The organism is Sphingomonas sorbitolis (genome assembly GCF_036663875.1).
In the GTDB taxonomy this organism is placed as follows: domain Bacteria; phylum Pseudomonadota; class Alphaproteobacteria; order Sphingomonadales; family Sphingomonadaceae; genus Sphingomonas.
This window is the reverse complement of record NZ_JAXOJS010000002.1, coordinates 429,638-449,184: the sequence shown is the minus strand read 5'-3', so window position 1 is coordinate 449,184 and position 19,547 is coordinate 429,638. Positions and strand designations below refer to the sequence as shown.

General features: G+C 66.3%; 14 protein-coding genes. 7 read left to right on the top strand and 7 right to left on the bottom strand.

Annotation, left to right across the window (positions count from 1 at the left end; genetic code table 11):
* Window positions 1–222: 222 nt before the first annotated feature.
* Complete coding sequence (locus U1763_RS07410) at window positions 223–3,189, bottom strand: Rne/Rng family ribonuclease (protein WP_332754705.1); 2,967 nt, start codon at window positions 3,187–3,189, stop codon at window positions 223–225.
* A 539-nt stretch (window positions 3,190–3,728) separates the two neighbouring features.
* Here U1763_RS07410 and U1763_RS07405 point away from each other — a divergent pair.
* Window positions 3,729–4,970, top strand: coding sequence for an N-acetylmuramoyl-L-alanine amidase (locus tag U1763_RS07405; protein ID WP_332754704.1), 1,242 nt, complete (start codon window positions 3,729–3,731; stop codon window positions 4,968–4,970).
* A gap of 170 nt (window positions 4,971–5,140) precedes the next feature.
* Complete coding sequence (locus U1763_RS07400; RefSeq protein WP_332754703.1) at window positions 5,141–7,114, top strand: OPT family oligopeptide transporter; 1,974 nt, start codon at window positions 5,141–5,143, stop codon at window positions 7,112–7,114.
* Window positions 7,115–7,423: 309 nt separating this feature from the next.
* Here U1763_RS07400 and U1763_RS07395 read toward each other — a convergent pair whose 3' ends face one another.
* The 3 genes from U1763_RS07395 to queF all read right to left on the bottom strand — a co-directional run bounded on the left by U1763_RS07395 (window position 7,424) and on the right by queF (window position 11,658).
* Window positions 7,424–8,707 carry a glycoside hydrolase family 130 protein gene (locus tag U1763_RS07395; RefSeq protein ID WP_332754702.1) on the bottom strand — a complete coding sequence of 428 codons (1,284 nt, stop codon included), beginning with the start codon at window positions 8,705–8,707 and terminating at the stop codon, window positions 7,424–7,426.
* A gap of 63 nt (window positions 8,708–8,770) precedes the next feature.
* Window positions 8,771–11,041, bottom strand: coding sequence for a glycosyltransferase family 4 protein (locus tag U1763_RS07390; RefSeq protein ID WP_332754701.1), 2,271 nt, complete (start codon window positions 11,039–11,041; stop codon window positions 8,771–8,773).
* A gap of 158 nt (window positions 11,042–11,199) precedes the next feature.
* Window positions 11,200–11,658, bottom strand: coding sequence for a preQ(1) synthase (queF, locus tag U1763_RS07385; RefSeq protein ID WP_332754700.1), 459 nt, complete (start codon window positions 11,656–11,658; stop codon window positions 11,200–11,202).
* A gap of 20 nt (window positions 11,659–11,678) precedes the next feature.
* Between queF and U1763_RS07380 the strand changes: the two genes are divergently transcribed.
* The 5 genes from U1763_RS07380 to U1763_RS07360 all read left to right on the top strand — a co-directional run bounded on the left by U1763_RS07380 (window position 11,679) and on the right by U1763_RS07360 (window position 16,672).
* Window positions 11,679–13,235 carry a cryptochrome/photolyase family protein gene (locus U1763_RS07380; RefSeq protein ID WP_332754699.1) on the top strand — a complete coding sequence of 519 codons (1,557 nt, stop codon included), beginning with the start codon at window positions 11,679–11,681 and terminating at the stop codon, window positions 13,233–13,235.
* A gap of 24 nt (window positions 13,236–13,259) precedes the next feature.
* Window positions 13,260–14,090 carry a sulfurtransferase gene (locus tag U1763_RS07375; RefSeq protein ID WP_332754698.1) on the top strand — a complete coding sequence of 277 codons (831 nt, stop codon included), beginning with the start codon at window positions 13,260–13,262 and terminating at the stop codon, window positions 14,088–14,090.
* Window positions 14,087–15,283 carry a cystathionine beta-lyase gene (metC, locus tag U1763_RS07370; RefSeq protein ID WP_332754697.1) on the top strand — a complete coding sequence of 399 codons (1,197 nt, stop codon included), beginning with the start codon at window positions 14,087–14,089 and terminating at the stop codon, window positions 15,281–15,283. Before U1763_RS07375 ends, metC begins: the two co-directional genes overlap by 4 nt.
* Before the next feature lie 88 nt (window positions 15,284–15,371).
* Complete coding sequence (locus U1763_RS07365) at window positions 15,372–15,548, top strand: hypothetical protein (protein ID WP_332754696.1); 177 nt, start codon at window positions 15,372–15,374, stop codon at window positions 15,546–15,548.
* Window positions 15,549–15,814: 266 nt separating this feature from the next.
* Entirely contained in the window at window positions 15,815–16,672 is an 858-nt protein-coding gene (locus tag U1763_RS07360; protein ID WP_332754695.1) for a TorF family putative porin, read from the top strand.
* A gap of 346 nt (window positions 16,673–17,018) precedes the next feature.
* Here U1763_RS07360 and U1763_RS07355 read toward each other — a convergent pair whose 3' ends face one another.
* The 3 genes from U1763_RS07355 to U1763_RS07345 all read right to left on the bottom strand — a co-directional run.
* Window positions 17,019–17,435 (bottom strand): DUF3035 domain-containing protein, encoded by a 417-nt coding sequence (locus U1763_RS07355; protein ID WP_132735906.1) that lies wholly within the window; start codon window positions 17,433–17,435, stop codon window positions 17,019–17,021.
* The gene (gene lspA, locus U1763_RS07350; RefSeq protein WP_056065859.1) at window positions 17,428–17,931 is read right to left on the bottom strand and encodes a signal peptidase II; all 504 of its coding nucleotides are present in this window, start codon (window positions 17,929–17,931) and stop codon (window positions 17,428–17,430) included. Before lspA ends, U1763_RS07355 begins: the two co-directional genes overlap by 8 nt.
* On the bottom strand, window positions 17,924–19,547 hold a 1,624-nt coding region (locus U1763_RS07345; protein ID WP_443026891.1), incomplete at its 5' end, for a class I tRNA ligase family protein. The genes lspA and U1763_RS07345, both read right to left, overlap by 8 nt.

The window sequence follows — 19,547 nt, the reverse complement described above, 5'->3', positions numbered from 1 at the left end:
GGGAGTCAGGTGTGCCTCGCTACGGCGTTAGGACTCAAACCCGGTATCGCTCTCCTGTCTTGTTCTCCCGCGAAGGCGGGAGCCCAGTCTGGGTCCCCGCCTTCGCGGGTAAACATACATTTGTCGGACGGAGCGCTTCACCGGTAGCTTCCGCCCTCCCCCACAAACAAAAACGGGCGCGGCCTTTCGGTCGCGCCCGTTCTTTGGTCACGGCGTTCGGCGTTAGCCGAAGGTGCGCTGCCACCAGCCGCGGCGGGGGGCGCCGTCCGGGTCGTCGTTGGAGCCGTCGTTGGTGTCCGAAGTCGCGACGTCCTGTGGCTGGACTTCGGCCTTGGGCGGGGTGGTTGCGATCGGCTCGGCGAGCGGTTCGCTGGTCGGGGCGGCATCGCCGGCATCGACCACGGCTGCTTTCCGCGGACGACCGCGGGGCTTGGCGACCTTGGCGGGCGCTTCCTCGACTACCGGGGCTTCGACCACCGCGTCCGACGCCTTGCGACGCGCACGCTTGGGCTTGGGCGCCGACGCTTCGATGGTCTCGGCGGGCGTTGCGCTCACCTCGTCCATCATGGCTTCCGCAACCGCCTCGCGACGGCGACGACCGGGCTTCGGTGCAGCCGGCTCGGCAGCGACGGGCTCTGGAGCGATCGGCGCCGGAACCACTGGCTCCGGTGCAACCGTCTCGGCGTCCGCTTCCACCGCGCGTGGCTTGCGACCACGGCGTGCCTTGGGGGCTGCATCGGCGACCGCCTCGGCGATGTTCGCCGCTGCAGCTGCCGCACGGGCACGCGGACGACGGCGCATCTTCGGACCCTCAGCGACTTCCGCCACTGGGGCTTCCTCCGCAACCGGCTCGAACGCCGGTTCGTAAGGCGGCTCGGCGTAGGTCGACTCGACCGGCTCGTACGCTTCCGTCTCGGGGGCCTCGGCGATCAGCTGGGCGTCGTCGACGCTGCTGACGGCGACCGACTGGCCGTTCTCCGAACCCTGCTCGTTGCGGCGACCGCCGCGACGTCCCCGACGACCGCGACGACGACGGCCTTCGCCCTCGACGCCGTTAGCCTGCTCGGCGGGTGCGCCAGCCGAGACCATTTCGCCACCGCCGACTTCGACGATGTCGCCCTCGACCTCGTCGATCTCCTCGACGTTGGTGTCGGCGTCCTCGAACGTGCCGTCCTCGTTGACACCCTCTGCGGCGCCCTCTTCACCGGGACGTGCGCGACCACGACGACCACGACGACGACGGCGCTTCTTGCCGCCTTCACCATCCGCATCGCGAGCTTCACGGGGCGCTCGCTGCTCGCCGTTACCCTCGCGACCGCCCTCACGTCGGCGCGGCTGCTCGGCCTCGGTCTCCTCGACCTCTTCCTCCTCGATCTCGTCCTCGATCTCGTCCTCGATCTCTTCGGGAAGGTCGTCCTCGTCTTCCTCGATGATCTGGACGAACTTCGGCGCGTGCGCGGGCGGCGGGCCGCTGGCCTCGACCGTCATGTGCGCGCCTTCCTCGTCCTGGCCGGGGATGATCTCGACGATCACGCCGTAGCGATCCTCGATCTCGGCGATGTCGGCGCGCTTGCGGTTGAGGATGTAGACCGCCGCTTCCTGGCTCGCGCGCAGGGTGAGCAGCGAACCGCGACCGCGGGCGGCCTCGTCCTCGATGAGGCGCAATGCAGAGATGCCCGACGACGATGCAGTGCGAACGAGGCCGGTGCCCTCGCAATGCGGGCAGGCGCGCGTCGATGCTTCGAGCACGCCGGTGCGCAGGCGCTGGCGGCTCATTTCCATCAGCCCGAACGACGAGATGCGGCCGATCTGGATGCGCGCGCGATCGTTCTTGAGCGCCTCCTTCATCGCCTTCTCGACCTTACGGACGTTGGAATTGTTATCCATGTCGATGAAGTCGATGACGACGAGCCCGGCCATGTCGCGCAAGCGCAGCTGGCGGCCGATTTCCTGGGCTGCCTCGAGGTTGGTCGCGGTCGCAGTCTGCTCGATCGAATGCTCGCGCGTCGAACGGCCCGAGTTGATGTCGATCGAGACGAGCGCCTCGGTCGGGTTGATGACGAGGTAGCCGCCTGACTTCAGCTGGACGACGGGGTGGTACATCGCGGCAAGCTGATCCTCGACGCCGGCGCGCTGGAACAGCGGCACGGGGTCGGCGTAATGCTTAATGCGCCGCGCGTGCGTCGGCATCAGCAGGCGCATGAACTCGCGCGCCTGGCGATAGCCGTCCTCGCCCTCGACGATGACCTCTTCGATTTCCTTGTTGTAGATGTCGCGGATCGCGCGCTTGATCAGGTCGCTGTCGCCGTAGACGAGCGCGGGGGCCGACGCCTTGAGCGTGGCTTCGCGGATGCCGTCCCACAGGCGGGCGAGGTAATCGAAGTCGCGCTTGATCTCGACCTTCGAGCGCTGGAGGCCCGCGGTGCGGACGATGCAGCCCATCGACGGCGGCAGCTGCATGTCGGCCATGATCGTCTTGAGGCGCTTGCGATCGCCCGCGTTGCTGATCTTCCGCGAGATGCCGCCGCCGTGCGACGTGTTCGGCATCAGCACGCAGTAGCGACCGGCGAGGCTGAGGTACGTGGTCAGCGCCGCGCCCTTGTTGCCGCGCTCTTCCTTGACGACCTGGACGAGCAGCACCTGGCGGCGATGGATCACGTCCTGGATCTTGTAGCGGCGGCGCAGGTTCATGCGACGCTCGCGCAGGTCCTCGACCGCGGCATCGTCGGCGCTCGGCTTGCGTTTCCGTCGCGGGGCTTCGCCGGATTCGCCGCCCTCGAGTTCTTCGGCGACGTCGGGGTCTACACCGCCATCGTCCTCGAAGCGCTCGATGTCGTCCTCGTCGTCACCCTCTTCGTCGTCCGAGTCGTAGTCGGCGCGAAGGGCGGCTTCCTCGGCAGCATGCTCGGCTTCCTCACGGAGCAGCGCGTCGCGATCTTCCTTGGGGATCTGGTAGTAATCGGGGTGGATCTCGCTGAACGCGAGGAAGCCGTGGCGATTGCCGCCGTAATCGATGAACGCCGCCTGGAGCGACGGCTCGACCCGCGTGACCTTGGCGAGGTAGATATTGCCCTTGAGCTGCTTGCGTTCGGCACTCTCGAAATCGAATTCCTCGATCCGGTTACCCTTGACGACTGCGATCCGGGTCTCTTCCCGGTGGCGTGCGTCGATCAGCATGCGCGTTGTCATTATAGATTCTCCGCGCGCGCGCCGGGCCTGTCGGCAGCCGTCGCGCGCTTGATGGTGGTGCGGTCGGGCACGGACGCCCGGACTCGCGGATGGTATGCGAAACTGCCTCTGCGCGAAGTGCATGCCGCGGGAACTCTCCCTGCGGCGCCCGCACGACCGCGAGTCCGTCGGCGAAGGCCGGTCGGAGTGCGGGGCGGGGGGAATGCGTCATTCGAGCGTCAACCTGAATTGCCGCGTCGGCGAGAATCCGCTGGCGGGCGTCGAGACCGGCGCGTCGCTGGTAAAATCCAGGCGACACACGGCTGTACGACAGGACTAGCACTGCATACCCGATCTCGCAACTAGCCCGATATTGGCTGCTTTCCGGCGCGTTTCGGCTCGAATTAAGGGCAGTAAAGCGCAGACTTGCCGGGGCGGCAGAGCCTTGCCGGCAGATTCATGGCAAACGGCAAATTAACCGCACCCTGCAACGCGCTCTTGGGACGTAGGGGCTTACCTATCGCTGCGGTGATCGGATGTATCGATCGAAGGGGTGTAGCATGGCTTTTCGCTGGACCGGCGGTCGATCCGCACGGCATGGACGCGGGGTGTTCGCGGTAATCGCCCTCATGGCCGGCTGGCTGACGAGCGTTCCCGCCTGGGCGGCGACCGTGCAGAGCGTCGCGATCAGGGAGGGGCGGATCGTCATCCGGTTCGACGAGGCGGTCGGCGATGCGGCGAGCCGCGTGCTGACGGGGCCGCGCCAGATCGCGGTCGACGTGACGGGCGCGTCTCCGGGCCGCGAGGTCGCCGCGCGCGGCCTCGTGACTGGCGTGACGCAGATGCGCAGCGGGCGGTCTGGAATGCGGATGGTGTTCGACCTGGCCGAGCCGGCGATCGTCACCGATGGCGGGTTCGACTCCGACGGCCGCGAACTGACGCTGGCGTTGCGCACGGTCGATTACGCCCAGTTCGCGGAAGCCGGTATCGCCGGGCCGCTGAACTTCTTCCCGTTCAACTTCGGGGCGGCCTCGCGGCCCAAGTACAAGGTGTCGGTCCCGGTGCCGCCCAAAGCGCGGGGGATGAAGCTGCCGCGCGTGCAGGGCGACGACACGCGGCCGCTGGTGGTGATCGATGCGGGGCATGGCGGCGTCGATCCGGGTGCGATCGGGCCGAACGGGCTGCGCGAGAAGGATGTGACGCTGAAGGTCGCCAAGGCCATCCGCGACGAGTTGCTCGCCTCTGGCCGCGTGCGCGTGGCGCTGACGCGGAGTGATGACCGGTATCTGGTGCTGCGCGAGCGCTACGGCGTGGCGCGGCGGCTGAAGGGGGACCTGTTCATCTCGATCCACTGCGACAGCACCGGGTCGGAAACCGCGACCGGCGCGACCGCGTACACGCTGTCCGAAGTGGCGTCCGACAAGGAGGCCGCTCGATTGGCGGCGCGCGAGAACAAGGCGGACGTGATCTCGGGGGTGAACCTGGGCGAGGCGCCCGCGGACGTGTCGTCGATCCTGATCGACCTGACGCAGCGCGAGACGATGAACGCGTCGGCGACCTTCGCGCGGCTGCTTGGGCGCGAGGCCCGGCCGTTGATGCCGCTCAAGGCGAACTTCCACCGGATGGCGTCGCTGATGGTGCTGAAGGCGCCCGACATGCCGTCGATTCTGTTCGAGACGGGGTATATCTCGAACCCGCAGGACGCTGCGTTCCTCGACAGCGAGGAAGGGCGGCGCCGGATCGCGGAGAGCGTGACGCGGGCGGTCGAGGTAAATTTCGCGCGGCGGATGGCGACGCGGTAGGACCGGTAGCGGGTAGGCAAGGTAAACCCGCCCTTCCTTGTTCTCCCGCGAAGGCGGGAGCCCAGTCTGGGCTCCCGCCTTCGCGGGAGAACAGCTAGTAACGTTCGATACGGTTTCTTCTGGCTGCACATCATGCCACAAGTCGCCCAAATTGCTTTGAGGCTGACTAGATGACCGACGCAACGCGGGGCGTATCCGACACGGGCCCCGAGACCAGCATGCGCGAGCTTACGTTCCGGGGCGTCGTGCTCGGCGGGATCATCACGCTGCTGTTCACCGCGGCGAACGTGTATCTCGGGCTCAAGATCGGGCTGACGTTCGCGACGTCGATCCCCGCCGCGGTGATTTCGATGGCGGTGCTGCGGGCGTTCAAGGATTCGACGATCCTCGAGAACAACATCGTCCAGACGATCGCCTCCGCCGCCGGAACGCTGGCGGCAATCATCTTCGTGCTGCCCGGCCTCGTGATGATCGGCTGGTGGCAGGGCTTTCCGTTCTTCACCACCGCGGCGATCACGATGTTCGGCGGCGTGCTCGGCGTGCTGTTCTCGGTGCCGCTACGCCGTGCGCTCGTCGTCGACACAGTGTTGCCGTATCCTGAGGGCCGTGCGGCTGCCGAAGTGTTGAAGGTCGGCGCGGGTAGTCGCGAGGGCGGCGAGGAGAGCGCGCGCGGGCTCGGCATCATCGTCGTCAACGCGGTCGTCTCGGCCGGGTTCGCGATCCTGACGCAGACCAAGCTGGTCGCCGCCGAGGCCGCGACGTGGTTTCGCGTCGGTGCGGGCGCGACCGGGATCTCGGGCGGGCTGTCGTTCGCGTTGCTCGGCGCGGGGCATCTGGTCGGGATCTCGGTCGGCATGGCGATGTTCGCGGGCGTGGTGATCGGCTGGTGGATACTGCTGCCGATCCTGACTTCGGGTGGCAGCGTGACCGGGACCGCCGAGGTGATCGCCAACACCGTGTTCCGCTCGGACGTCCGGTTCTTCGGTGCGGGCGTGATCGGCGTCGCGGCGATCTGGACGTTGTTGAAGATCGCCGGGCCCGTCGTGGGTGGCGTGCGCTCGGCGCTGGCGGCGTCGGCGGCCAAACGGGGCGGCGAAGTGCTGGCGCTGGAAGAGCGCGACATTCCGATCGGGATCGTCGGGATCGGTTCGCTGGCGATGCTGGTGCCGATCGGCATCCTGCTTTGGACCGTGCTTCAGGGCGGGCCATTGGAGGCGTCGGCGATCGGGCTGATCGCGGGGAGCCTCGTGTTTATCCTGGTCATCGGCCTCGTGATCGCGGCAGTCTGCGGGTACATGGCGGGGCTGATCGGCGCGTCGAACTCGCCGGTGTCGGGGATCGGCATCCTCGCCATCCTCGCCGCGTCGATCCTGCTGGTGTCGTGGTTCGGGCGTGCGGTCGAGCCGGGCACGACGCAGGCGCTGGTCGCCTACGGGTTGATCGTGACGGGCATCGTGTTCGGCATCGCGACGATCTCGAACGACAATCTGCAGGATCTGAAGACGGGGCAGCTGGTCGGCGCGACGCCGTGGAAGCAGCAGGTCGCGTTGCTGATCGGCGTGGTGTTCGGGTCGATCGTGGTGCCGCCGGTGCTGAACTTGCTCGGGAGCACGCTTGGGTTTGCCGGTGCGCCGGGGGCGGGGCCTAATGCGCTGGCGGCGCCTCAGGCGGCGTTGATCTCGGCGCTTGCGAAGGGTGTGTTGGGGGGCAATCTTAACTGGGCAATGATCGGCTATGGGGCGCTGACCGGCGTGGTCGTGATCGCGGTCGACGAACTGCTGGGTAAGGCGGGGAAGCTGCGGTTGCCGCCGCTGGGCGTCGGGCTCGGCGTGTATCTGCCGATGTCGGTGACGTTGCCGGTTACGATCGGCGCGGTCGTGGGGTTTGCGTATGATCGCTGGGCGGATCGGGCTCGGGATCCTGAACTTGCCAAGCGGATGGGTGTGCTGACCGCGACGGGCATGATCGTCGGGGAGTCGCTGTGGGGCGTCGGCTTTGCGGGGATCGTGTACCTGACCAACAAGGAGACGCCGTTGGCGCTCGTTGGAGATGGGTTTGCGAGCATGGCGCTGGTTGGCGGGACGGTGTTGTTCGCGGTGCTGACGTGGGTGATGTACCGGCGGACTATGGCGGCTTCGCGGTAACGGTTTAAGCGCAGAAGCTTGTTTCCCCGCGAAGGCGGGGATCCAGACTGGGCTCCCGCCTTCGCGGGAGAACAAGAAGGCGGTAGGAGCGCTCGGTTTTAGTGCACCACCCCGGCGGAGGCCGGGGCCCAGTTGGTAAGGTGGCAGTAACGAAGCGCGGCGCTCAGTTAGCAACGTCCACCAACTGGGCCCCGGCCTCCGCCGGGGTGGCGGCTTATGCCGGGGTGGCGGCTTATGCCGGGGTGGCGGCTTAGTGCCGGGGTGGTGTTTACGCGTGGGAGAAGGATGGCGTCCGTGGGGACGCCCCCTTCACATCATCGCAGCAAGCATGTCCTTGATCGGCACGAACGCGAAGCCCACCGAGCTGTCCGCAATCCCGTACGGCATGAAGATCGTATCGCCATGCTTCAGCGCACCACAGCTATAGACGACGTTGGGCACATACCCCTCACGGTCCTGGTCCTTCGCTGCGAGAATCGGCTGCTTCGTCCGGCCGATCACCTTCGACGGATCGTCCTTGTCGAGCAGCACCGCGCCGATCGAATATTTGCGCATCGCGCCGACACCGTGGGTCAGCAGCAGCCAGCCCTCGTCGAGCTCGATCGGCGGCCCGCAATTGCCGATCTGCACCAGCTCCCACGGATATTCCGGCGTCAGGATCTTCTCGCCGTCGTCCCAGTCGGTCAGCGTGTCGGACTTCAGCAGGAACAGATTCTCGCCGTCCTGCCGGCCGATCATCATATACTGGCCGTTCACCTTCCGCGGGAACAGCGCCATGCCCTTGTTGCGTGCGGCGGGGCCGGTCATCGGCACAAGGTCGAACGCGCGGAAGTCGCGGGTGCGCATCAGTTCGGACTGGATCACCGAACCGTTATAGGCGGTGTAGGTGCCGATCCATTCGAACTCGCCGTTCTCATGTTGGAAGCGGACGATGCGGAGATCCTCGAGGCCCTTCGACTGCGCCTGCGTGATCGGGAAAATCACCGTGCCGCTCAGCGTGCTGTCGCGGTGGCGATAGACGGTGACGGGGCCTTCGGGCATCTCGTCCTCGCCGCTGCCGACCGCATCGGTCGCGGTCGCGAACGGCGGTTCGGGGGCGAGCTTCATCTGGTTTTCGCAGGTAATGATGCCCTCGCGGAACGCCACGGAGGAGATGTGGCCCTCGCCGACCGCGCGCAGCGACATCAGGATGCGCATCGAGCCCGGCGGCATGCCCGACTGGTCGAAATGCGGCACCGCGCTGGGGTTCATCAGCGCGGCGGCGGCGTAGCTGTATTCGTGGCAGAAATATGCGCCGATGAGCTGGCGCTTCTCATCGCCGATTTCCGCGCCGTTCAGCCCGAGCATGTCCTCGATCTGGTCGTAGCGCGTCATAAACACGCGTCGCGTCTGCCAGTGGCGTGCCTCGAAATCCTTCAGCACGACCTCAAGCTGCGCACGCGCCTGTGCGGGCGACATTTCAAGTACTTCGCCGACGAGCCGCTCGGTGCGGCTCGGTGCGCCGCCATGACCGCCCCAGGCGATGTGGAACGGCCGCACGACGACACGCGAAGGGTCCGCGTGCAGCCGCAGCTGGTGGTTGAACAGATCCATCGTAGCAGTGCCCCGCGTCGTTCCACTCAGCGCACCGTCGCCTGCAAGGCTGTCGCTAGCGAACTAGGCGACGACGCGGGTCGCTCCTGCCACGCTTTGCGCTGCCTTTGATACCCCCGAAATGGCACAATTCGCGAGTTGGAGCGCCAAAATCGACTCGGCACCCTGGTTTCGGTTGAGCCCGCTCGGCATCAGCCCGTCGAAACAGCCACCGTCGAGCACGCTCGCGAGCGGCAGGTCGAGGTCGTTCGCACCGAGGAACCAGCCGTACGCGCGCTGCGCCTCGTCGTGCCAGCGCATGTCGCCGGTCGCCTCGAACGCAGCGGCGCACGCGTCGACCGTGGCCTGCGCCTCGAGCGGCTGCTGGTCGAACTGCAACGGATCGGCATAGGGCCGGTTGAAGCTCTCCGACCCGACCGCGCGGAAGCGACCCTCGGGTGAAGTCTGCTTGGCGACGATCCAGTCGAGCGTGGCGAGGCCGCAATCGATCAGGTCCTGCCGGTCGAGCGCCTGCCCCGCGCGGATCAGCGCCTGCGGAAGCCGCGCGTTGTCGTACGCGAGCACTATCTCGAACCACTGCCATTCGGGGCGCCGTGCCGCCGCGAGCAGATCGAGGTGCATCTTGGGGAACGCCTCGAGGATCGACAGCGACAGCTGGTGACCGGGCTTGGCCTCCAGCATCGCCGCCGCGCCGAGCATCGCGAACGACTGCGCGCGGAGGCTGCCGAGTTCGAGCGCCATCGTCGCGGTCGAATCGAACATCGCGGTCGCCCAGTCGCGGTGCTTGGCCGCCTGCGCATCGCGTGCGGTGACGCCGAGCGACCAGAGGGTGCGGCCGTTCGAATCTTCCGAACCCGAGTCTTCGCACCAAGTGCGATCGAAGTTCATGAAGTTGCGGAAGCGGCGCGTGTCCGGGTTCCAGGCATATTGCACGAACGACGCATAGATCGTCATCCACTTGTCGCGCGTGACATCGTCGAGATCGGGCAGTGCGCTCATCAGCATCAGCGCGCGACAATTATCGTCGATGCAATAGCCGTGGCGGCGATCGGGGATCGAGAAGATCGAATGCTGGAGCATGCCGGTCGAATCGCTCATCCGCTCGACCGCCGCGAAATCGGGCGACAATTGCTTCAGGTGCGTCTGTACCTTGGGAAGCCTGAAGGGGCGTGCGGCGACGATCGCGTTGATCTCCGCCATCGTCGCTTCGGCGAGCTTCGGCCAGATCATCGTGCGGCCCCGCGCATAGGCGCGCTCCGCGAGACGGAGGCGATCGCGGTCGCTCGACAGCAGCGTGTCGATCTCGCGCGCGAACGCATCGACGTCGCCGAACGGGACGAGCACGCCGTGGCCATCCGCGAGGATCTCGGTCGCGTGGACGTACGGCGTCGAAATCACGGGCTTGCCGACACCGATCGCGTAGCTGAGCGTGCCCGACGTGATCTGCGCAGGGTTGGTATAAGGCGTCACATAGACGTCCGCCGCCTGCAGATAATCGATGAGTTCGCCGTGCTCCAGGAAGGCGTCGACGAAGGCGACGTTGTCCGCCACGCCCTTGTCGGCGGCGAGCGCCTTCAGCTTGTCGCGATACTTCTCACCCTCGTGCGCGACGAGGTTCGGATGCGTCGCGCCGAGCACGACGTACAGCAGGTCGGGATGCTTCGCGATCACTGCGGGCAGCGCGTTGATGACGGTCTCGATCCCCTTGTTGGGCGCGAGCAGGCCGAACGTCAGCATGACCTTGTGGCCATCCCAGCCGAACTTGCCTTTGACCGCAGCCGTGTCGAGCAGGGCGCGATCTGGCACGCCGTGCGGGATCATGACGATCTGGCGCGCATTGGCGCCGTACACGCGCTGGAGGATGTCGCGGCCACGCTCGGCCATGACGATCACGCGCGCTGCGCGACGCAGCAGACCTTCGAGCACGCGACGCTCGTCGGCGTTGGGCTTTTCGAGGATGGTGTGGAGCGTGATGATGACCGGCAGCGTCGTGCGATCGAGCAGCGCGAGGATGTGCTCGCCCGCGGGGCCGCCATAGATGCCGTATTCATGCTGCACCCAGATCGCCTGCGCGCCGCTTTCCTCGATCTTCCGCGCGGTGACGATATATGCCGACAGGTCGGGCTGCGGGATCGTGCCGGTCACCTCCGGCGGATAGTCGTATTTGCCAGGGTGATCGTCCATCGCGTAGACGTCGACGGCGATCTCGGGAAAGCGCGCGCGCATGGCCGTGAAAACGTCGGTCGTGAAGGTGGCGATGCCACACTGTCTCGGCAGGAAATTACCGATCAGCGCCAGTCGCGCGATATTCCCACCGTCCGCCGGTTTCACCATACCCTGTCCCTCGTTTGAGCGCGCACTTCTGGGAGAACCCGGTCGCGCATCCATTTGAACGGTTCAGGTAGCATAAAGTTTCATCGCATACTGCAGTGCAGCACGGGAAAAATATCAATTTAAATCAAATCGATATTTCGCGTCCTCATCCCGGGCCCTCAACCGCGGCCACGATACGGGGCGACTCCTTGGTCGGGCAGCCAGAGATCGTGCGGCGGTGCACTCGATTGCCAGAACACGTCGATCGGGATTCCCCCGCGCGGATACCAGTAGCCGCCGATCCGCAGCCATACCGGCTTCATCTCGTCGAACAGGCGCTCGCCAATGCCCACGGTGCAATCCTCGTGGAACCCGGCATGGTTGCGGAAGCTGCTCAGGAACAGCTTCAGCGACTTCGACTCGACGATCGTCTCGTCGGGGACATAGTCGATGACGAGGTGCGCGAAGTCGGGCTGGCCGGTGACGGGGCACAGCGACGTGAACTCGGGCGCCGCGAACCGCACCAGATACGTCCGGCCCGGCCGCGGGTTCGGAACATAATCGAGCACGGCCTCTTCTGGAGAGGCGGGGAGGGCGCTGTTCTGGCCGAGATGCAATGGGTTCTGGGGAGCGGTCATGTGCCGCCATGTAGGATGCGATGACGCGCAAGAAAACCACACTCGTACCGATCCTCGGCGACCAGCTCACGATCGACCTCGCCTCGCTGCGGGACTGTGATCCTGAAACTACGATCGTGCTGATGATGGAGGTCGACGAGGAGACGACCTATGTCCGCCACCACAAGCGCAAGATCGCGTATATCCTGTCGGCTATGCGGCATCATGCCGAGGTACTGCGCGAGGCCGGGTGGACCGTCGAATACACGCAGCTCGACGACCCCGACAATGCGGGTAGCTTCACCGGCGAGATCGCGCTCGCGGTCGAGCGGCATAACCCCGAGCGGATCGTTGTCACCGAGGGCGGCGAGTGGCGCGTGATGGCGATGCTCGAAAGCTGGGAGACGCTGTTCGGCATCCCCGTCGAGATTCGCAGCGACGACCGCTTCCTCGCCAGCCATGCCGACTTCGAGACCTGGGCGGCGGAACGCAAGTCGCTGACGATGGAGTGGTTCTATCGCCAGATGCGGACACGCACCGGGTTGTTGATGACCGCCGGCAAGCCCGAGGGCGATCGCTGGAACTTCGACAAGGAGAACCGGAAGCCCGCCAAGAACGACCTGCTGATGCCGCGTCCGCTGGTCTTCGCGCCGGATGCTATCACGAAGGACGTGCTGGCGCTGGTGGCGGAAAGGTTCGCGGATCATCCGGGGAGCCTCGACGGGTTCGAGTACGCCGTGACCGCGACCGATGCCGAGCGGCAGGCCACGAATTTCTTCAAGCACGCGCTCGCGCAGTTCGGTGACTACGAGGATGCGATGCTCACCGGCGAGCGGCATCTGTGGCACTCGATCCTGTCGCCTTACATCAACTCGGGGCTGCTCGATCCGCTCGACCTGTGCCGGGGCGCGGAGGCGGAATATCGCGCCGGTCGTGCGCCGCTGAACGCGGTCGAGGGGTATATCCGCCAGATCATCGGCTGGCGCGAATATATGCGCGGGATCTACTGGCGCGAGGGGCCGGACTATGTCGAGCGCAACTTCCTCGATCATCACCGCGAGCTGCCTGGCTGGTACTGGACCGGCGAGACCGACATGCACTGCCTGCGCGAGGCGATCGGGCAGACGCTGGAGACCGCGCACGCGCACCATATCCAGCGGCTGATGGTGACGGGCAATTTCGCGCTGCTGATCGGCGCGGACCCCGCCAAGGTGCACCTCTGGTATCTTGAGGTTTACGTCGACGCCTACGAGTGGGTCGAGCTGCCTAATACGCTGGGGATGAGCCAGTTCGGCGATGGCGGACTGCTCGGATCGAAGCCGTATATCTCGTCGGGCGCGTATATCGACCGGATGTCCGATTATTGCGGGACCTGCCGGTATAACGTGAAGCAGCGGATCGGGCCGGATGCGTGCCCGTTCAACGCGCTGTACTGGGATTTCCTCGCGCGGCACGAGGACAAGCTCGGGCGCAACAACCGGCTGGCGATGCCGTATCGCAACTGGGCGAAACAGTCCGAGGCGGACCGCGAGGCGACGCGTGCGCAGGCGGCGGGGTTCCTTGCCTCCCTCGACGCGAGCGGCCCGGCTGGCTACTGACCGCACGAGCACAAGGAGCCGCATATGGACGCGTTGGTAAGCACTGAATGGCTGGCGAACGAACTGGGCGCGAGTGATGTGCTGGTCGTCGATGCGACCTACGCGGAAGGGCGCGATGCGGCGGCAGAGTATGAAGCGGCGCATATTCCGGGCGCGGTGTTCATGAACCTCGCCGAACTGCGTGATACCGACAGCGACCTGCCCAATACGCTCCCGTCGGCGGAGAAGTTCGCGAGCCGGATGCAGACGCTGGGGCTCGGTGATGGCAGCCGGATCGTGCTGTACGATAGTTCGCCCTGGCACACGGCGGCGCGCGCGTGGTGGTTGTTGCGGCTGTTCGGCGCGCACAACGTCGCGATCCTCGATGGCGGGCTCGCCAAGTGGCAGGCCGAGGGGCGGGAGATCGCATCCGGCAAGGAAACGCCGCGGCATCGCCACTTCACGACCTGGGCGGACCTGAACGGCGTGCGCGATCTCGACCAGATGAAGGCGAACGTTGCAAGCGGGGCGGAGCAGGTGCTCGACGCGCGCTCTGCGACGCGCTTCACCGGCGCTGAGCAAGACCCGCGGCCGGGCACCGCGCCGGGGCATATTCCGGGCTCGAAGAACCTGCCGCAGGGGGCGGTGTTCAACGCGGACGGCACGTGGAAGACGGGCGACGCGCTGAAGGCCGAGTTCGACAAGGCGGGCGTCGACCTGGCGAAGTCGATCGTGATGACCTGCGGCTCGGGTATCACGGCGTCGGTGCTCGCGTTCGGCGCACACCTGCTCGGCAACGAAGCGGCGCTGTACGACGGCAGCTGGTCCGAATGGGGCGGCGATCCCGAGACACCCAAGGCGACAGGCACGGCATGAGCGATACGAACAAGCCGGTCGGCGATGCGACCAAGGTGGTCAACGCCGGTCGTCGCAAGGAGTGGACGCAGGGCATAGTCAGCCCGCCGGTATGGCGCGCCTCGACGATCCTGTATGACTCCGTCGGCCACCTCCGCGAGAGCGCCACGCGCGATACGCATCACCGGCTGTTCTACGGGCGCAAGGGTACGCCGACGCAATGGAGCCTCGCCGACGCGCTGACGTCGCTGGAGCCCGGAGCCGAGGGGACGTTCCTCTATTGCTCGGGCGTTGCGGCGATCGCGGCGGCGTTGCTGTCGGTGCTGTCGCCCGGCGACGAACTGCTGCTCGTCGACAGTGCCTACGACCCGACGCGCGGGATGGCCGGCGGGCTGCTCAAGCGGTTCGGAATCACCACGCGCTATTACGACCCGATGATCGGCGCAGGCATCGCCGACCTGATCGGCGACAAGACGCGGGCGATCTTCATGGAAAGCCCGGGCTCCTTGAGCTTCGAAGTGCAGGACGTCCCCGCGATCGTCGCCGCTGCCAAGGCGCGCGGCGTGACGACGCTGCTCGACAATACCTGGGCCACCCCGCTGTTCTTCCCCGCGATCGAGCGCGGCGTCGACCTGACAATCCTCGCCGGCACGAAATACGTCGTCGGCCATTCGGACGTCATGCTCGGCTCGGTAACCGCCGGCCCCGGTCATTTCAAGACACTGCGCGAGACGAGTTTCCAGCTTGGCCAGGTCGCCAGCCCCGACGATTGCTGGCTCGGCAGCCGCGGCCTTCGCACGATGGCGGTCCGCCTCGCACAGCACCAGTCGAGCGCGCTCCAGATCGCGAACTGGCTCAAGTCGCGCCCCGAAGTCGCGCAGGTGCTCCACCCCGCGCTCCCCGACTGCCCCGGCCACGACCTGTTCGTGCGCGACTTCAAGGGTTCCAGCGGCCTGTTCTCGTTCGTCCTCAACGGCGGCGACGAGGCATCGCGCGCCGCCCTGATCGATACACTCCAGTTGTTCGGCATCGGCTATAGCTGGGGCGGTTTCGAAAGCCTCGCCATCCCCGCCGACCCGCACCGCCACCGCAGCGTCACCAAGCGCGACGCCGCCGGCCCGATGGTGCGCCTCCAGATTGGCCTGGAGGATCCCGCCGACCTGATCGCCGATCTCGAAGCGGGGTTAGACGCCTTTCGGCGAGTGCGCGGCTAACGGTCCGTCCGCAGTTTTCATCGCCGCGTCATCACCCCGATAGGGCCGCCTCACTACCCTATTCGCAGGCCAGCCGACGGGACGAGTGATGACGGAGACTCAAGGCGATCTGTTGGGCAGCCTCATCGTCCTGGCGAGTACGGGGCTGCTGCTCACCGCGGTGCACCGCGCCAGTTCATCGCGGGACGCGCCGGAGGTCCGGTGGCTGGTGATACTGAGCGTTATCCTGTCGGTCGCGGGCGTCGCCATCGTCATTCTGACCTGATCGCGTCGCCCCGCCGTCTCCGGTGCCCTCCCGGCGGTTGAAACTCAGTCTTGTCGCTGCCCCTCGGATAGATTTGGTGTGTCTGTTGCGCAACATGTGTGGCGTCAAACCCGGATTGTACGCAAGATTCGCTTGTGCGTCGCACCATGGACTGTCACACATTCGTCACCGCAGGAAAGACCGCACTCGGAGGCTGATGCCTTGATAGATGCGGCGTCCGCGGTTGCAGGCGGGGACATCGACTTTCCAGTATCGAAAGGGAAACGATGCGCTTCACCACTATTCTTCTCGGCGGCATCGCATTGGCTGCCGCTACGCCAGCGTTCGCTCAGGACGAGGCTACCGCACCACCCAAGGAGGTCACGGTCTCCGGCTCGGTCGGGCTCGTCAGCGATTACCGCTTTCGCGGCGTGTCGCAGTCGGACGAGAACCTCGCCGTCCAGGGTGGCATCACCATCGCGCACAAGAGCGGCCTGTATATCGGCACCTGGGGCTCGAACCTCGCGGGCTGGGGCACGTTCGGCGGCGCCAACATGGAGCTCGATCTGATCGCGGGCTACAAGGTCCCGGTCGGTGGCGGCGGTACGCTCGACGTCGGCGCGACTTGGTACATGTACCCGAGCGGCTTCGACAACACCGACTTCATCGAGCCCTATGCCAAGCTGTCGGGCACCGCCGGCCCCGTCGCCCTCACCGCCGGCGTCGCCTACGCGCCCAAGCAGCAGGCGCTGGGGCCATGGTATTCGAACGGCGCGTCGGCTGCGGCGGGAGTCTACGACCGCGTCAATGCGAAGGACGACAATCTCTATCTCTGGGGCGACGTCAGCAGCGGGATCCCGAACACCGGGCTGACCGTGAAGGGCCATATCGGCTATTCGCGCGGCAACAAGGGCCTCGGGCCGTTCGCGACCAGCGTGTCACCGACCGGTGAGTATTTCGACTGGCTGCTCGGCGCGGACTATGTGATCCCGACGACCCCGCTGACGCTGGGTGTTGCGTATGTCGATACCGACATCGGCAAGGGCGAGTCGGCGTATCTGCAGCCAAGCTTCAGCCGTGGCCAGGACGGCAACGGCTCGATCGCAAACGGCAAGGTCCTGGTGTCGCTGACTGCGGCGTTCTGATCTAGCGCCGTCCTCGCCCTTCCTGCTTTCCCTTTCCTATCTGGAGAGGGAAAGGCGGTGATGGGTGATGGGCGTGCCGAGGTTACTCTTGCCGGGGCTACTTCGTTCCCCAATTCCCAAGCCGTCACCCCAGCGAAAGCTGGGGTGTCTCTCGGGGCGGGCGACGTTCGTCACACGGTGAGATCCCAGCTTTCGCTAGGATGACGGATTTAGGGGCGGGTGCGGGCGCGGATCGTGGGATCATGAAATCATGGTCCGCTTTGGACTATGCCGCGGCGCTAACCAGACACGAAAAAGGGCGGCCCCGCGAGGAGCCGCCCTTTTTCGTGCTTCCAAAAGACCCCGATCAGTTCGCGGTCGTGCGTGCGTCCTGGCCGTCGCCCTCTGGCGCCGCGACGATGTCGCGCGTGGTCGAGCCCTTGTCGACCACCGTCGTGCCGGGATCGCCAGCGCTGGAACGGATGCCGGGGTCATCGCTGTCCGCACCCGCGTCGTTCAGCACGCCAGTCTCGGCCGCGCTGCGTGCAGCAGTCCCGCCGAACAGCGCGTCGAGCGTTTGTGCGTTGGCCGCGGTATCCTGCGGGCGGGCGGCGCCGGGCTGCGGCGGGACGAGTGCGAAGTCGGGCGGGATCACGAGCGGCGCCTGGCGGGCCACCGCGAACTCGTCGGGACGCGCGCGATCGAGGCTCTTGCTCGTCGCACAGCCGGACAGGAGGACAACGACGCTCGCCATACCGGCAGCCAGGGGCACAAACTTACGCATGGGAATTCTCCACAGGGGGCTTCTCGCGCACGAGCAGCGCCCGAACAAGCAGGACGAGCACGCCGACAGTAATCGCTGCATCGGCGACATTGAAGACCAAAAACGGACGCCACTCGCCGATATGCAAGTCGCAGAAATCCACGACGTAGCCGAGCCGGATCCGGTCGAGGATATTGCCGATCGCCCCGCCCAGCACGAAGCCGAGCGCGACCTGATCGGCGGGGTTCTTCTCGCGCGTCATCCACACCGCGACGCCGACCGCGATCGCACCGGTCAGCAGCACCAGCGCCCAGCGGGTCAGGTGGCCGTCGGCGGGGAGCAGCCCGAGCGAGATGCCGATATTGGGGACGAAGCGGAGGTCGAAGAACGAGGTGATCGTCTGCGAGTCGCCGAGCGAGTCGATCCCGAGCGGCTTGGTCACCGCCCATTTGCTGAGCTGGTCTGCAAGGAACAGCGCGATCGCCGCCCCGAACCCAGCCTTGGGGAGGTTACGCATCGGCCACCACCTCTTCGCAACGATCGCACAGGTTGCCATCGACCTTAACCTCGGGGAGGTGACGCCAGCAGCGGCCGCACTTGTGGAAGTCGGTGCGCGTCACGGTGACATCGTCGCCCGGCGTAACCTTCGCGACGATGAACGCCTCGGCCAACTCCGCTGCTTCATTCGGCGCAAGAGGCGAGACCGATCGAATTGTCACTTCTGCCTCTAAGCTTGAGCGAACAGTCTTTTCGCGACGCATCGGTTCGATTGCTTCGGTAACCGTTTCGCGCAGCGCACGGATCTGCGTCCACTTTTTCCCGATAACAACGCCATCCTCCACCTCAGGCAGCGACGGCCATTCGAGGTAGTGTACCGAGCTATCGTCGTTGGGGAAGCGCGATTGCCACACTTCCTCGGCGGTGAAGCACAGCACCGGCGCGGCATACCGGACCAGCGCGTGGAACAGCACGTCGAGAACAGTGCGGTACGACCGGCGCTTGATGTCGTCGCCCGCGTCGCAATAGAGCGAATCCTTGCGGATATCGAAGAAGAACGCGGACAGATCCTCGTTCGCGAAGTCGGTCAGCAGGCGCGTGTAGCGGTTGAACTCGTATGCTTCGGCGGCCTGGCGCAGTTCGGTGTCGATCATGCCGAGGCGGTGAAGCACGTAGCGCTCCAGCTCGGGCATGTCGGACACCGCGACGCGCTCCGAATCCTCAAAGCCTTCGAGCGCGCCGAGCATGTAGCGGAACGTGTTGCGCAGCTTGCGGTACGCGTCGGAGGCGGTGGCGAGCACTTCCTTGCCGATCTTCACGTCGTCGAAATAGTCGGTCGAGGCGACCCACATGCGCAGGATGTCGGCGCCGGACTCGCCGATGATCTTGAGCGGATCGACGACGTTGCCGAGCGATTTCGACATCTTCCGGCCCTGGCCGTCGAGCGCGAAGCCGTGCGTGAGGACCGCGTCGTACGGTGCGCGACCGCGCGTGCCGCAGCTTTCGAGCAGCGACGACTGGAACCAGCCGCGATGCTGGTCCGAGCCTTCGAGATACAGGTTCGCGCGCGTGCCTTCGCCGTAGCGCGCCTCGACCGTGAAGACGTGCGTGCAGCCCGAGTCGAACCAGACGTCGAGGATGTCCTTCACGACCTCATAGTCGGCGAGGTCGTAGTCGGGGCCGAGCAGCGCCTGATGGCCGTCGGCATACCACGCGTCCGCGCCGTTCTTGCGGAAGGCTTCTACGATGCGCGCGTTGACGGCGGGGTCGTTGAGGTACTGGCCGGTGGCGCGGTTCACGAACAGCGCGATCGGCACGCCCCAGGCGCGCTGGCGCGAGATGACCCAGTCGGGGCGGCCCTGGACCATCGACGTGATCCGGTTTTCCGAGCGCGCGGGGATCCAGGTGGTCGCCGCGATCGCGTCGAGCGCGATTTCGCGGAGCGTGGCGCCGTTGCCTGCTTCCGACTCCCTCTCCCCTGCGGGGAGAGGGCTGGGGTGAGGGGCTGTTCCGGGCGCAGCATTGCTGGGCTGGGGGGCCCCCCCCCCCCCCCCCCCCCCCCCGCGGGGGGGGCCGGGGGGACACGACACCACCGAGGCCCGGAGGGGGGGGGGGCGGGGGCGCGCCCGACGCGGC